Below are 15129 nucleotides of genomic sequence, written 5' to 3' on the forward strand. Positions count from 1 at the left end.
AGGGTCCGGACCTTGAACCGCATGGTGGTGGTGGATGGCGAGCAGCGCTCCTCGGCGTGGGCTGCGCGGCCGGCGCGGCGAGTGCGGAGCGCTGGACCAGGCGACGGCCGACGCCCGCGCGGGCCGGGGACAGGTGCTCGTCCTGCGCGGCGAGCCCGGAGTCGGCAAGTCCGCCCTGGCGGAGTACCTGGTGGGGAGCGCGACGGGCTGTCAGGTCCTGCGGGCCGTCGGCGTCGAGTCCGAGATGGAGCTGGCGTTCGCCGGGCTGCACCAGCTGTGCGGGCCCCTGATGCCCCTGCTCGACCGGATCCCCGAACCGCAGCGCGACGCCCTGTCCGTCGCCTTCGGGCTGAGCGCGGGGAGCGCGCCGGACCGTTTCCTCGTCGGCCTCGCGGTGCTCAGCCTGCTGGCGGAGGCGGCGGAGGAACAGCCGCTCGTCTGCGTGGTGGACGACGCCCAGTGGCTCGATCAGATCTCCGCCCAGACGCTGGCCTTCGTCGCACGCCGGCTGCTCGCCGAGCGGGTGGCGCTGGTCTTCGCGGTCCGTACGTCGTCGACGGCCGACGGAGCGAGTGACCACTTCGCGGGACTGCGCGAGATCGTGATCCGGGGACTGCACGACGACGACGCGCGGGCACTCCTCGAATCGGTGGTCCCCGGACGCCTCGACGAGAAGGTCAGGGACCGGATCGTCGCCGAGACCCGCGGCAACCCGCTGGCGCTGCTCGAACTGACGCGGGGACTGAGCGCGGCGGAGCTGGCCGGCGGCTTCGGGCGGCCGGACGCGCGACCGCTGGCGAGCCAGATCGAGGAGAGCTACCTGCGGCGCATCGGTTCGCTCCCGGTGGCGGCGCAGCGGCTGTTGCTGGCGGCGGCCGCGGAACCGGTGGGGGACGTGCCGCTGCTGAGACGGGTGGCCGAGCGGCTCGACATCGACGCGGACGCCGCGGGTGCGGTGGAGGCGGCGGGCCTGGTCGAGTTCGGTACGAGGGTCAGGTTCCGCCATCCGCTGGTGCGGTCGGCGGCCTATCGCGCCGCGGACCCCATCGTGCGCCGGGACGTGCACCGTGCGCTGGCCGAGGCCACCGATTCCGTCTTCGACTCCGACCGGCAGGCCTGGCACCGGGCCCACGCCGCGGTCGAACCGGACGAGGACCTGGCCGGCGAGCTGGAGCGGTCCGCAGGCCGCGCCCAGGCCCGCGGCGGGATAGCGGCGGCGGCCGCGTTCCTGCGACGCGCCACCGAGCTGACCCCGGACCCGGGGCTGCGCGCGACGCGGGCCGGGGCCGCCGCGCAGGCCGCGTTCGAGGCGGGATCCCCGGACGCCGCGCTCGAACTGCTCGCCGCCGCCCGGCTCAGCCCGCTGGACGAGGTGCAGCACGCCCGACAGGCCTGGCTGCGCGCCCAGATCGTGTTCGCCCGCAGGCGGGGCGGCGAAGCGCTTCCGCTGCTGCTCGACGCGGCCGGCCGGCTCGCGGGCGTGCGGGAGGAGCAGGCCCGCGAGGCGTACCTCGACGCCATCGGATCGGCGGTCTTCGCCGGGCGCCTGCTCGACCGCGTCGGGGTGCGGCAGGTCGCCGAGGCCGCCCGCACCGCACCGCCCGGCACTCAGCCCCCGCGGCCGACGGATCTGCTGCTCGACGGCCTGGTGACCTGGCTCGCCGACGGCCACGCCGAAGGGGCCCCGCTGCTGAGGGCCGCACTCGGCGTCTTCAGGGCGGCCTCCGGCGGCGGCGGGGACGACGCCATGCGCTGGCTGTGGCTGACGTGGCTGGTCGCCGGCGACCTCTGGGACGACGAGGCGTGGCACGAGCTGACCACGCACGCGGTCCGCACGGCCCGCGACACCGGAGCCCTCAACTTCCTCCCCCTGGCGCTCGGCTACCGCGCCGCGATGTACGTGCACGCCGGTGAGTTCGGCCTCGCCGCGACGCTCATCGACGAGGCCGACTCCATCATGGAGGTGACCGGCCACTCGCCGATGTCGTACCCCGCCATGCTGCTCATGTCCTGGAGCGGCGACCCGCGGGCCGAGACGGTCATCAGCAGCGGCATCGGGGAAGCGAGTTCGTGGGGCGAGGGACGCGCGATCGGTCTCGGCCACTACCTGCTCACGATCCTCCACAACGGCTTCGGCCGGTATCAGGAGGCCCTGGACCACGGGCGGCAGGCCATGGAGTTCGAGGACGTCTCGGTCGTCGGGTTCGCCTACGCCGAAGTCGTCGAGGCGGCCGTCCGCAGCGGCGTCCCCGAAGCGGCCGATGCGGCGCTGCGCGGACTGGAGGAGCGGGCCGCCGCGAGCGGCACCGACTGGGCCCTCGGTGTGCTGGCCCGGTCGAAGGCCCTGCTGAGCGAAGGACCGGCCGCCGACCTGCTGTATCGCGAGTCCGTCGAGCGGCTCGGGCGCAGCCGGGTCGTCGTCCAGCTCGCCCGCACCCACCTCGTGTACGGCGAGTGGCTGCGCCGCGAGAACCGGCGCGTCGACGCCCGCGCACACCTGCGCCGCGCCCACGAGATGCTGCAGGGCTTCGGGGCGAGCTCCTTCGCCGAGCGGGCCCGGCGCGAACTCCTCGCCACCGGCGAGACGGTGCGCCCCCGGCAGATCGCCGTGGACGACCTGCGCGAGGCCCTCACGGCCCAGGAGGGGCAGGTCGCCCGGCTCGCCGCCGACGGCCTGACGAACTCCGAGATCGGCGCCGAGCTGTTCATCAGCCCGCGCACCGTCGAATGGCACCTGGGCAAGGTGTTCACCAAGCTCGACGTCAAGTCGCGCAACAAGCTCCGCTCCGCGCTCGCCGGCATCTGACGTCCGGCACACCGACCACGCCCCCGGACCACCCCGGGAACTCCCGGGGGTGCACCGGGGCTTCCCCGGGCGCCGTGCGGCGGGCCGGGACGGCAGTGTCTGCACCACGGCACCGGACGGTGCCGTGCGTGGACGGAGCGCCCTGGGGCGCGGATCGTGTGCACGCGGGGAGCGACGGCCCGTCGGACCAGATGCGGCGGGCCGTGGGACCGAAGGGAAGGTCGGCCAGCTCATGACGCAGGAGCCGGTGCTGGGGCGAAGCCATGAGTGCGGGGTGCTGGACGGGCTGCTGGACGCGGTGCGCGGCGGCGAGAGCCGCTCGATGGTGCTCCGCGGCGAGCCGGGCGTGGGGAAGACCCGGCTGCTGGAGTACCTGACGGCCCGGGCCCGGGGGTTCCGGGTGGCCCGCGTCACGAGCGTCCAGTCGGAGATGGAGCTCCCGTACGCCGGACTCCACCAGCTGTGCGCGCCCATGACGGACCGGCTCGACAGGCTCCCGCCCGGGCAGCGCGACGCCGTCAGCGGCGCGCTCGGGCTGGGCTCGACGCACACCCCCAACGGCTTCCTGGTCTCGCTCGGCGCCCTCGGCCTGCTCTCCGAGACCGCCCGGGACCAGCCCCTGCTGTGCGTCGTGGACGACGCGCAGTGGCTGGACCGCGCCTCGATGCAGAGCCTGGCGTTCACCGCGCGGCGGCTGCACGCCGAGTCGGTGGCCCTCGTCTTCGCGGTCCGCGTGCCGGAGGAGGACCCACCGGTCGGCACCGAACCCCTGGGCCTGCCCGAACTGCTGGTCAAGGGACTGCCCGAGCCGGCCGCCCGGACCCTGCTGCGCTCCGTGCTGCCGGGGCTGTGGGACGAGCGAGTGATCAAGCGGTTCCTCACGCAGGCCAGGGGCAACCCCCTGGCCCTCCTCGAACTCCCCAAGATGGCGGCCTCGGTCGACCTGGCGGGCGGTTTCGGCCTGCCGAGCGTCCAGCCCCTGGAGGACAGCATCGAGCGGGCCTACGTCCGCAGGGTCGGCGGACTGCCCAGCAGGGCCAGGGAGTTCCTGCTGGCCGCCGCCGTGGAACCCACGGGTGACCCGGCCCTGCTCTGGCGCGCCGCGGACCGCCTCGGTCTCGACGGCGACGCCGCGAAGGAGGCGGTGGCCGCGGGCCTCGTCAAGATCGGGGACCGGGTGCGGTTCTTCCATCCCATGGTCCGCTCCGCCGTCTACTGGGCGGCGTCGGCCGAGGAACGGCGCGCCACGCACCGGGCGTTGGCCGACGTGACGGACCACGCCGCCGATCCCGACCGCCGGGCCTGGCACGCGGCCCACGGCGCGGCCGGCCCCGACGAGTCCGTGGCCGCGGAGCTCGAACGCTCGGCGGACCGGGCCGAGGCGCGCGGCGGCGTCGCCGCGACGGCCGCGCTGCTGGCCCGCGCGGTGGAGCTGACCCCCGACGCCGACCGCCGCCGGGACCGGGCGCTGGCCGCCGCCCGCGCGACCCACGAGGCCGGCAACCCCGAGCTCGCCCTGCGGCTGCTGTCCCTCGTGGAGGCCGGCTCCCTCGACGAACGGCGGCGCGGCGAAGTGGACCTGGCCCGCGCCCGGATCGCCTTCACCTCCGACCGGGGCAGCGAGGCACCCGGACTCCTGCTCAAGGCCGGCGCCCGCCTCGCCGCGCACGACGTGGCCCTGGCCAGGGACACCTACCTGGAGGTCGTCAACGCGGCCATCTTCGCCGGGCCCCAGGCGTACGACGACGGCCAGTACGAAGCGGCCAGGGCCGCCCGCGCCACCCCCGCACCCCACCCGCCGCGCCCCGCGGACCTGCTGCTCGACGGCCTCGCGGAACGCATCATCGACGGTCACGCGGCAGCTGTGCCCAGCCTGCGACGCGCCCTGCGCGCCTTCGCGGAACCGGGCCTCTCCCCGGAGGAGGGGCTGCGCTGGCTGTGGCTGATCTGCGTCACCGCCGTGGGACTGTGGGATCACGAGACGATGTCCCTGCTGGGCGCCCGCCACCTCAGGCTCGCCCGCGACGCGGGCCAGGCGACCGCCCTGCCGTTCGCGCTGACGATGCGCTGCGTCGTGCACGTCCTCGACGGCGAACTCGCCGAGGCCGCCTCGCTGGCGGAGGAGGTGCAGACCGTCGCCGAGGCCGTCGGCACGGCGGCCCCGATCTACGGGGCGCTGTTCGTCGCCGCGTGGCGGGGCCGGGAGCCGGAGTGCCTCGAACTGAGCGAGCGGGCCGACGAAGGACTGGAACTCCGCGGCGAAGGGGTCGGCCCGGTGGTCAGCCGCTGGGCCCGGGCCCTGCTCTACAACGGTCTCGGACGGTACAAGGAGGCCGCTCAGGCGGCCGATCTGGCCACCCGTGAGTACAGCCAGCTGGAGATGGGCATCCCGGTGTGGGCCCTCGCCGAGTACATCGAGGCCACCGCCCGCACGGGAGCCCCCGAGGAAGCGGCCGACGCCCTGGCGCGGCTCACCGAGCTGACCCGGGCGAGCGGCTCCGACTGGGCCCTGGGCATCGAAGCCCGCTCACGAGCCCTGATCAGCGAGGGACCGCAGGCCGAGTGCCACTACCGGCAGGCGCTCGACGCGCTCAGCCGCACCCGGCTGCGCGGCGAGTCGGCCCGCGCCCACCTCGTGTACGGCGAGTGGCTGAGCGCCGCCGGGCGCCAGGAGGCCGCCCGCGGCCAACTGCGCATCGCCCACGACCTGTTCGACAGCATGGACATGCAGGGCTTCGCGCAGCGTGCCGCACGCGAACTGGCGGACCTCGGGGACACGGTCGCGAAGAGCTCCGACAGCACGAGGAGTGACCTGACCCCAAAAGAACGCCAGATCGTCGGGCTCGCCCGTGACGGGCTCACCAACCCCGAGATCGGCGCGCGACTCTTCCTGAGCCCGCGTACCGTCGAATGGCACCTGCGGAAGATCTTCGGAAAGCTCGGCGTCACGTCCCGCAAGGACCTGTGACCGCAGGACCTGTGACCCGTGAGGACCCGTGAACGGACAAGGCCGGGAAGCCCGTTGCCGCGCGAAGCGGCACCGCCGAGGCTTGTCGTGCGCACACCGGCACCCGATGGACGGAATGATGGACTCGACCGACGAGGCGGTTCCCATGGCGAGCGGACGTACCGGGGCGCACCTGCGCGGGCGGCAGACCGAGTGCGAGACGCTGGACCGGCTCGTGGCGACGGTCCAGGCCGGACACAGCGCGGTCCTGGTGCTGCGCGGCGAGGTGGGCATCGGGAAGACCGCACTGCTCGACCACGTGAGCGCCGGCGCGGACGGCTGCCGGACCGCCCGGGCGGTGGGCATCGAGTCCGAGATGGAGCTGGCCTTCGGCGGCCTGCACCAGTTGTGCGCACCGTTCCTCGACCGGCTCGGCAGCCTGCCGCCCCCGCAACGCGACGCGCTGGGCACGGCGTTCGGCCTGACCGCGGGCTCGCCGCCGGACCGCTTCCTCGTCGGGCTCGCCGTCCTCAGCCTGCTCGCCGACGCCGCCGACAAGGAGCCGCTGATCTGCGTCGTCGACGACGCTCAATGGCTGGACAGGGTCTCCGCGCAGACCCTGGCGTTCGTCGCGCGCCGGCTGCTGGCCGAACGGATCGGACTGGTCCTCGCCGTGCGCGAGCCCTCCCTGGACTCCGAGTTCACGGGACTGCCCGAGCTGACGGTGGGACGGCTCAGCGACAGTGACGCCCGCGCCCTGCTGTACTCCGTGATCCCCGGCCGGCTCGACGAGCGGGTCCGCAACCGCATCGTCGCCGAGACGCAGGGCAACCCGCTGGCCCTGCTCGAACTGCCGCGCGGGCTCAGCCCGGCGGAGCTGGCGGGCGGATTCGGCCGCCCCGACGCGCGGCCGCTCGCCGGCCAGATCGAGCAGAGCTTCCTGCGCCGGGTCGAGGCACTGCCGCCCGCGACGCGGCAGCTGCTGCTCGTCGCCGCGGCCGAACCGGTGGGCGACGTCACCCTGCTGACCAGGGCGGCCACCCTGCTGGACATCGAGGAGTCCGCCGCCTCCGTGGCCGAAGCGGCCGGACTGATCACCATCGCGACCCGGGTGCGCTTCCGCCACCCCGTGGTCCGCTCGGCCGCCTACCGCATCGCCACTCCAGAGGCCCGCCACCAGGTGCATCGCGCGCTGGCCGCCGCCACGGACCCGGACGAGGACCCCGACCGCCGGGCCTGGCACCTCGCCAACGCCACGGCCGGCTCCGACGAGACCGTGGCCGCCGAACTGGCCCGCTCCGCCGGCCGCGCGCAGGCCCGCGGCGGGATCGCCGCGGCGGCCGCGTTCCTGGAGCGGGCGGCCGAGCTCACCCCCGACCCGGCCGTCCGCGGTGCCCGGGCACTGGCGGCGGCCCGCGCCATGTACCAGGCAGGCGGGTACGATGCGGCGCGCGAGCTGCTGGACGCCGCGACCCTCGGCCCCATGAGTGAACTCCAGCTCGCCCAGGCGGAACTGCTGCGCGGACAGATCGTGTTCGCGTCCAAGAGCGCCGGCAGCGCCCTCCCGCTCCTCGTACGGGCGGCCGGGCGCCTGGAAGCGCTGGATCCGGGCCTGGCCCGGCAGACCTATCGCGACGCCCTGGACGCCGCGCTCATCATCGACCGGCTGCCGAGCGGCGTTCAGCTGCACGACATCGCCCGGGCCGCGCTCGCCGCACCGCCGGGACCGCCACCGGACCGGGGCGACCTGCTTCTGCGCGGCCTCGCCCTGATGACCGTCGACGGCTACCCGGCGGGAGCGCCCATGGTGCTGCGGGCCCTGGACGCGCTGTGCACCGAGGAGGTCACCAGGGAGGAGGGCCTCGGCTGGTTCCCGCTCGCCGCCCGCATGGCCTTCAACGTCTGGGACTTCGGGAGCAACACGACGCTCTCGACGCGCCTGGTCGAACTCGCCCGCGAGACCGGGGCGTTGGCCGTCCTGCCGTCCGCGCTCCTGCAACTGGTGTCGAACCGGGTCCTGGCCGGCGAACTCGACCACGCCAACGCGCTGATCGCCGAGGCGCAGGCGATCGGCGAGGCCACCGGCAGCCGCTACCTCGCCCACTACGTGTCCCTGGTGACCGAGCCGTGGAAGGGCCGGGAGGCGGAGATGCTCCGGGCCGTCGACGCCATGACCCGGGACGCGGACCTCCACCAGGGAGGCCCCGGCAACGTCCTCAGTTCGAGCGAGTGGGCGAAGTCGGTGCTCTACAACGGCCTCGGCCGCTACGAGGAGGCGTACGCCGCGGCCGAGCGGGGCGCGGAGAACCTGGCCGAACTGGGCCTCGCCATCCGCTCGATGGTCGAGCTCGTCGAGGCCGCCGCCCGCAGCGGCCGACCGGCCCGCGCCGCCGAGGCCGCCCGCCTGCTCTCCGACATGGCGAGGGCGAGCGGGACCGACTGGGCGCTCGGCACCTCGGCCGTGGTCCGTGCCCAGGTGCACGAGGGGGCGGCCGCCGAGACCCTCTACCAGGAGGCGGTCGAGCGCCTGGGCCGCACCGATGTCAGGATCACCCACGCCCGCGCCCACCTGCTCTACGGCGAATGGCTGCGCCGCGAGAACCGCCGCGTCGACGCCCGCGAGCACCTCGGCATCGCGTACGAGGCCCTGAGCCGGATCGGCGTCGACGGGTTCGCCCAGCGCGCCTGGCACGAACTGCGCGCCACCGGCGTGACGGCCGCCAAGCGGACGGCCGACGCGCGCGTCGCGCTCACCGCGCAGGAGGCGCAGATCGCGCACCTGGCCGGCGGCGGGATGACGAACCCCGAGATCGGTGCCCAGCTGTTCATCAGCCCGCACACGGTGGAATGGCACCTGCGCAAGGTGTACGCGAAGCTCGGCGTCGCCTCCCGGAAGCAGCTCAGCGGCGCCTTCCCGGACGGCGCGGCCGTCCTCACCTGACCCCCCGCCGGGCCGGCCACGGGGTGCGCCCCGGCATCCCCAGGGTGCGGACCACGGACTCCCCGGGGCGCCACGGAGGGGGTCGCGGCGGGAGCGTGTCCGCACAGTGGCATCGACGGATGCCGGGTGTGAAACGGAGCCGTGGTGACCGTGTCCAAGAACGTGTCGGAGTCGCGTACAGACCGCCCGCCGTCCCCCGACGACAGCACCCTGGACGAGGCCGTGGCCGTCTTCGAAGGACTGCGCCCACGGCTCTTCGGGATCGCGTACCGGATGCTCGGGAGCGTGGTCGAGGCCGAGGACGTGGTCCAGGACGTCTGGCTGCGCTGGCAGCGGACCGACCGCTCGGTGGTGATCAACCCCACCGCCTTCCTGTCGCGCGCCACCACCCGGCTGGCCATCAACGTGGCCCAGTCCGCCCGGTCCCGCCGCCAGACCTACATCGGCCCCTGGCTGCCCGAACCCGTCGACACCGGCAGCGACCCCGAGGCCGGCCTGCACCTGGTGGAGGAACTGGAAGTCGCGCTGCTCCTGGTACTGGAGAAGCTGACGCCCACGGAGCGGGCCGTGTACATCCTGCGCGAGGCCTTCGAGTACACCTACGCCGACATCGCCGACATGCTGCACCTCACGCCCGTCAACGTCCGCCAGATCGCCAGCCGGGCCCGCAAACACCTCGCGACCGAGCAGCGGGAGACCGTGGACGCGATGGAACACCGCCAACTGCTCGACACCTTCGTCGCGGCGGCCAGGACGGGAGACGTCGCTTCCCTGGAGTCCCTCCTGGCGCCGGAGTTCGCCGGGAGGTAGCGGTTCCGGGCCACCAGGGACCGGGCGACGAACGTCGAGCGCCGGGTGAAGAAGTGCAGGATGTGCAGACAGCTCAGCTCCAGCAGGCTGTCGTGGAAGGCGGTCGCGTCGGCGGACAGGTCACGGGTGGCGTCCTGCCCCTCGGCCTTCAGCCGGCGGGCCAGTTCCTCGTGGCCGAGCCTGACCGCCTCGACGTCGTCCATGTCCAGGTCGCCCCGTGCGGTCAGCGTCACGACGAGCGCGTCCGCCACGGGTTCCAACTCGTCCGACGCCACCGGGGGTTCGTGCGGGTTCACGTCGAGGGCGGCCTGCTCGAGCCGGCGCGCGATCTTCCACATGTCGAGCCGGGTCAGCGCACGCTTCTCGCCGTGCCAGCTGACCAGTCGGGAGCCTGTCTGCTGGTTCCGCGCCTGGCGACGGGACGTTCCGGCCGGGCGCGGGAAGCCGTCAACCGGCTTCCCGCGCCCGCCCCCGTGTCCGACGGAGCCGCCACGGACGGCTACGTGACGATCACCTCACTCACCACGGGCGCCACCGACCCGTCCGCCCACGCGAGGCGTACCGCGTCCGCGGTCGTCCCCGCGGGGGCGCGGAGCGTCGTGGCGGAGCCGGTGAGGGGGCCGAGCGGGTGCCACTCGCCGGCGATGCGGAGTTGGACCTGAGCTGTCGAGGCGGTCGCGTCGTCCGGGCGCAGGACCGTCACCGAGGTCACCGCGCGCGGTGCCGGGTACGTCACCGTGAGGGTGTCGCCCGGGGCCGGTGCGGAGGCGGCGCGGTAGGCGGTGTCGGGGGAGCCGTCCGCGGCCGCGGCCAGCGTGCTGCCGTCCGCCGGGGCCGGGCCGCCGCTGACCGTCGGGCGGTCCGGGCGCGACACGGTGAACTCGCGGACGACCAGCCAGTACTCCTGCCCGGCCGTCGCGCGGGCGCGCACGTAGCGGGCCGTCGTGCCGCCGGGGGCGTCCGCCGTCCACGTCGCTCTGCCGTCGAACTCCGCGCCCAGCGCGTGCCACGTCGATCCGTCCGACGAGTACTCCAGGACGCCCCGGTGCAGGTAGTCGTTGGTGCTGCCGGGCTTGCCCATGGCCACCGTCACCGAGCCGAGCGGCTGCTCGCTCCCGAGGTCGAGGCCGACGCTGTCGCCCGGCTGCGGTGACCGGCTGCTCCAGAAGTACGTGGAGTCGTCGCCGTCCGACACCCGGTCGGCCGTGTTGCCGTTGTAGACCGGCAGGTCCGTCGTGCCGGCCGGACGCGGGGGCAGGCCGAGCTGCGCGTCGAACGCGTCCCGGGCCTTCGCGAAGAACGGGTCGAGCACGCCCTCCCCGACGACCACCGGGATCTTGTTGCCGTTGAGGTCGGTGTACCGGTACGACTTCGCCGCGGCGATCAGCCCCGGCAGCTGCTGGCGGATCGTCCACGCGGCGGCGGTGTGCCCGGCCCGCTGCTGCTCAAGCATGCGCGTCGCCGCGATCCCGGCCACGCCCCACGCCTTCGCGGAGTCCAGCCACGGTCCCGCGTCCTCGACGAAGCCCTGCTCGACGCCCGCGCGGATCGTCGCCGGCGCGTCGCGCAGCGCCGTGAACGCCGCCGTCAGCCGGGACGCCGGGACCGAGCCCGCCCAGTAGCCCTTCATCAGCGCCGAGAGCTCGGGCGCCTCCGACGCGTTGATCGGCGAACTGTGGTTGACGTCGGTGAAGGCGCGCAGCGCCCGCGCGGTCCGCGCGTCGCCGCCCGCGGCCTCGTTCACGGCGGCGGTGTAGGACGCGTCGGCGTCGTACGCCGAGTCGTTCCACGTGTAGTCGGCGACGGTGTGCAGGGCGAGCTTCGAGGCGTACGGCTGGATCATCGGGTTGGCGGTGATCCCGGCCAGCTGCTCGGCGAGCCCCGTCTCGCGGCCGGTGAACGGGCCGAGGAACAGCCGCCCGGTCGCGTAGTCGTTCACGGGGTAGTTGTCCCAGGTCAGGATCGGGTGCCCGAAGACCTCCTTGGCCCGCTTCGCCTGGGCCACCGTCATCGTCGGCGCGACGACGCCCTCACCCGTCCACTCGACCAGCACGTCCTTGTCGAGCTGCTCGGACAGAGCGGTCTTGTACGGGGAGGAGGCGGTGTTGTAGTACTCCGTCGGCACCATCTGCAGCGGCAGCGCTCCGTCGTGCGTCTTGATGAACTGCTGGTTCACGCGGTTGAGGAGGAAGGCCTGCGCCTGCCCGGCCGCGCCGCCGCCGGTGCCCCACTTCGCCTCGTCGGCGGCGCAGTTCCAGTCGGTGTAGCTGATGTCGTCCAGCGGTACGGCGAACTGCCGCACGCCGATGTCCCACAGCGTCTGGAACTTGTCCGTCAGCGCCTTGAGGTCGTCGTCGGAGCTGTAGCAGACGCTCAGCCCGGGGGAGAGGGCGTAGGTGAACTCGACGTGGTTGGCCCGCGCCCCGTCCACCAGCTCCTTCAGCTGGGCGAGTTGGTCGGCCGGGTAGGCGTCGCGCCACTTGGCCCGCAGGTACGGGTCGTCCTTCGGCGAGTACACGTAGATGTTCATCTTGTGCCGGCCGTAGTCGTCGAGCTGGTCCAGGCGTGCCCGGTGCGACCACGGGGTGCCGTAGAAGCCCTCGATGACGCCGCGCAGCGGTGTCGCCGGCCAGTCGCGCACGGTCAGTCCGCGCACGGTGGCGCCGGGGGTCTTGCGGTGCGGCAGTACCTGGCGCAGGGACTGCGCCGCGTAGTAGGTGCCGGTCGGGTCGGCGCCGGACAGGACGATGCGGCCCGCGCCCTTCCCGCCCAGCGCGAGGACGTAGCCCTCCGCGGCGAGCCCGGCCGGGCCCTCGGTGCGCAGTGCGGAGAGGGCCGACGCCGATGCCGGGTTCTCGGCCGGACCGCCGACGTAGACCGTCAGCGAGTCGGACGAGGCGGGGGCGTGCCGGGTGGTGGTGACGTTCCGGGCGCCGGCCGCCTTCAGCGCCGCGGTCGTCACGCGCACGGCGGCCGGGTCCGACGCCGGGCCGGTGACGACAGTGACGGCGGGGGTGACGGTGATCCGGTCGCTGCGCTGCTGCTCGGTGTGCGGAGTCGGGGTGATGGCCGGCGGACCCTCGTCGGGCCGGGCGTCGGCCGCGGCCGGGCCGGAGCCGAAGGCGAGGGGAGCGGCGGACAGGGCGGCCGCGGCGATGGCGGCGATGAGCGGTGTCCTGCGGGATCTGTGCTTCGTGCGGAACATGGGTGAGCCTCCACGGTTGGCACATGCTCTAGCGGACTAGACCACTTTGGTGATGCACTGTCAATGTTGCGCGTTTGACGGTTACTTCGAGCAGATTCGAGCATCTCGTCGGCCGGGGGAGAGGTGGCTCGGCATGGTCGCCCGCGCCCTTCGGCGGGTCGAAAAATTTCGTCACCGGGCGCGGCGGCCGTTGCCGAGGTGAGATGGCAGCAGACCGCGGTGCGGTCAACGAAACTGCCGGTGACGGCAGTTGACCCTGCCTTATGCTCCAGGGCATGCGAGATGACGAGGAGTTGGGCCGCATCACCCTGGCGCAGGTGGCCCAAGAGGCAGGGGTCTCCATTTCGACAGTTTCGAAGGTGCTCAACGGGCGGCGGGACGTCGCAGCCCCGACCCGCATCAAGGTGGAGCGCGTACTCGACGAGAGTGCCTACCGCCGCACTACGCGCGTCGCCCGCGAGGCGCCGCTCATCGAGCTGGTCTTCCACGAGCTGGAGAGCGTGTGGGCGCTCGAACTCATCCGCGGCGTGGAGAAGGTGGCCAAGGCCAACGGCGCGAGCGTGGTGCTCACCGAGAGCGGGACGCGGCAGGCGCCGGGGCCCGAGTGGATCGAGGGCGTGCTGCAGCGCAGGCCGCGCGGTGTCGTCCTGGTCTTCTCCAGCCTGCCCGCCGAGGTGAAGCAGCAACTGCGCTCGCGGTCCATCCCGTTCGTCGTCATAGACCCGGCGGGCGACCCCGATCCGGACGTGCCCTCGGTCGGCTCGGCGAACTGGAACGGCGGCCTGGCCGCCACCCGGCACCTCGTGCAGCTCGGGCACCGGCGCATCGGCATCATCACGGGCCCCGAGGACATGCTCTGCTCGCTGGCCCGGCTCGACGGCTACCGTTCCGCGCTCAGCATGGCCGGACTTCCGGCGGACCCGGAACTCGTCCGGTACGGCGACTTCCACGTAGAGGGCGGTCGCGGGCGCGCGGCCGAACTGCTCGACCTGGACGACCCGCCGACCGCGATCTTCGCGGGCAGCGACCTCCAGGCCCTCGGCGTCCTGGAGGCGGCCCGCTTGCGGGAGTTGCGCGTCCCGCACGATCTGTCGGTGGTCGGCTACGACGACGTGCCGCTGGCCCAGTGGTCGAGCCCCGCGCTCACCACGGTCCACCAGCCGCTGCGGCAGATGGCCGAAGGCGCGGCACAGATGCTGATGCGGCTGCGGTCGGAGGAGTCGGAGGAGCCGGTGGTCACCAGGCTCGAACTGGCGACGAGTCTGGTCGTGCGCCAGAGCACGGCGGAGTGCCGGCGGCACGGCCGCTGACCCGTCGGCACGGATACCGAAAGAGTTTCGGAGCGTGGCGAGAGCTGATACTCCGTCACCCTGGCCGAATCTCGTGCCCTCCCGCCAATTCGCTTGCCATGCAACCGAATTGGACCATTGAGCTGGGCCGATGATGTGCCGGTCGAGATGACTGCATCTCAAAAGTTTCGTGCCGTTCGTCGAAACAGTTGACAGCGCACAGGCCCGGCACGAACCTATCGACGTCGACACGCACCTCAATGGCTGTGCAGCCTCTCCCAGGCCCCACCAGGAGGAAGCATGAGAATGAGCGACAAGCCCCCCGCACCGCCCATGAGCCGCCGCACCTTCATCGGCACCACCGGCGCCCTGACCCTCGCCGCCACCGCGCTGACGCTCCCGGGCACCGCCCACGCGGACACGACCGTCACGACCAACCAGACCGGCACCAACAGCGGTTACTACTACTCGTTCTGGACCGACGCCCCCGGCACCGTCTCCATGGTCCTGTCCTCCGGCGGCCGCTACAGCACCTCATGGCGCAACACCGGGAACTTCGTGGCCGGCAAGGGCTGGGCCAACGGCTCCCGGCGGACCGTGAACTACTCGGGCTCCTTCAGCCCGTCCGGCAACGCCTACCTGGCGCTCTACGGCTGGACGTCGAACCCGCTCGTCGAGTACTACATCGTCGACAACTGGGGCACCTACCGGCCCACCGGCACGTACAAGGGCACCGTCACCAGTGACGGCGGCACGTACGACATCTACCAGACGACGCGGTACAACGCTCCGTCGGTCGAGGGCACCAAGACCTTCAACCAGTACTGGAGCGTCCGGCAGTCGAAGCGCACCGGCGGAACCATCACCACCGGGAACCACTTCGACGCCTGGAGCCGGGTCGGGATGCCCATGGGCAGCTTCTCGTACTACATGATCATGGCGACCGAGGGCTATCAGAGCAGCGGCAGCTCCACCATCACCGTGAGCTAGGCGAGTTGGACCGTCGCCCTCGGTGACGGTCGCGGCGGTCGCGCCGCCAAGCCGTCCGGCGTCGGACCGGCAGCGCGCGACCGCCGCGATCTCCAGACAGACACAGACAGACACAGACAGACACAGATAGACGCGGACAGA

The 15129-nt window shown here is 73.3% G+C and carries 6 protein-coding genes and 2 pseudogenes; 6 read left to right on the top strand and 2 right to left on the bottom strand.

Going from position 1 to position 15129, the window contains the following annotated elements; genetic code table 11:
- Positions 1-34 precede the first annotated feature (34 nt).
- From M4J07_RS11380 to M4J07_RS11395, 4 genes and pseudogenes are all read left to right on the top strand, one after another.
- A complete protein-coding gene (locus tag M4J07_RS11380) occupies positions 35-2806 on the top strand; it encodes a helix-turn-helix transcriptional regulator (RefSeq protein WP_255970600.1) in 2772 nt (923 codons plus the stop codon).
- A 232-nt stretch (positions 2807-3038) separates the two neighbouring features.
- Positions 3039-5774, top strand: coding sequence for an AAA family ATPase (locus M4J07_RS11385; protein WP_255970602.1), 2736 nt, complete (start codon positions 3039-3041; stop codon positions 5772-5774).
- A 118-nt stretch (positions 5775-5892) separates the two neighbouring features.
- Positions 5893-8694, top strand: coding sequence for a LuxR family transcriptional regulator (locus tag M4J07_RS11390; protein ID WP_255970604.1), 2802 nt, complete (start codon positions 5893-5895; stop codon positions 8692-8694).
- Positions 8695-8856: 162 nt separating this feature from the next.
- Positions 8857-9489: pseudogene (locus M4J07_RS11395) on the top strand (sigma-70 family RNA polymerase sigma factor); the annotation flags it as partial.
- 35 nt (positions 9490-9524) lie between these two features.
- Here M4J07_RS11395 and M4J07_RS48500 read toward each other — a convergent pair.
- Both M4J07_RS48500 and M4J07_RS11400 read right to left on the bottom strand, forming a co-directional pair.
- Positions 9525-9899: pseudogene (locus M4J07_RS48500) on the bottom strand (NACHT N-terminal Helical domain 1-containing protein); the annotation flags it as partial.
- Positions 9900-10003: 104 nt separating this feature from the next.
- Positions 10004-12709, bottom strand: a complete 2706-nt coding sequence (locus M4J07_RS11400; protein ID WP_255970606.1) for a beta-N-acetylglucosaminidase domain-containing protein — start codon at positions 12707-12709, stop codon at positions 10004-10006.
- A gap of 263 nt (positions 12710-12972) precedes the next feature.
- Between M4J07_RS11400 and M4J07_RS11405 the strand changes: the two genes are divergently transcribed.
- Both M4J07_RS11405 and M4J07_RS11410 read left to right on the top strand, forming a co-directional pair.
- Positions 12973-14019: a LacI family DNA-binding transcriptional regulator gene (locus M4J07_RS11405; protein ID WP_255970608.1), complete on the top strand. Its 1047-nt coding sequence runs from the start codon at positions 12973-12975 to the stop codon at positions 14017-14019.
- A gap of 285 nt (positions 14020-14304) precedes the next feature.
- Positions 14305-14988, top strand: coding sequence for a glycoside hydrolase family 11 protein (locus tag M4J07_RS11410; protein ID WP_305127552.1), 684 nt, complete (start codon positions 14305-14307; stop codon positions 14986-14988).
- Positions 14989-15129: the final 141 nt, after the last annotated feature.

This window comes from Streptomyces longispororuber (genome assembly GCF_024448165.1).
Taxonomy (GTDB): domain Bacteria; phylum Actinomycetota; class Actinomycetes; order Streptomycetales; family Streptomycetaceae; genus Streptomyces; species Streptomyces longispororuber_A.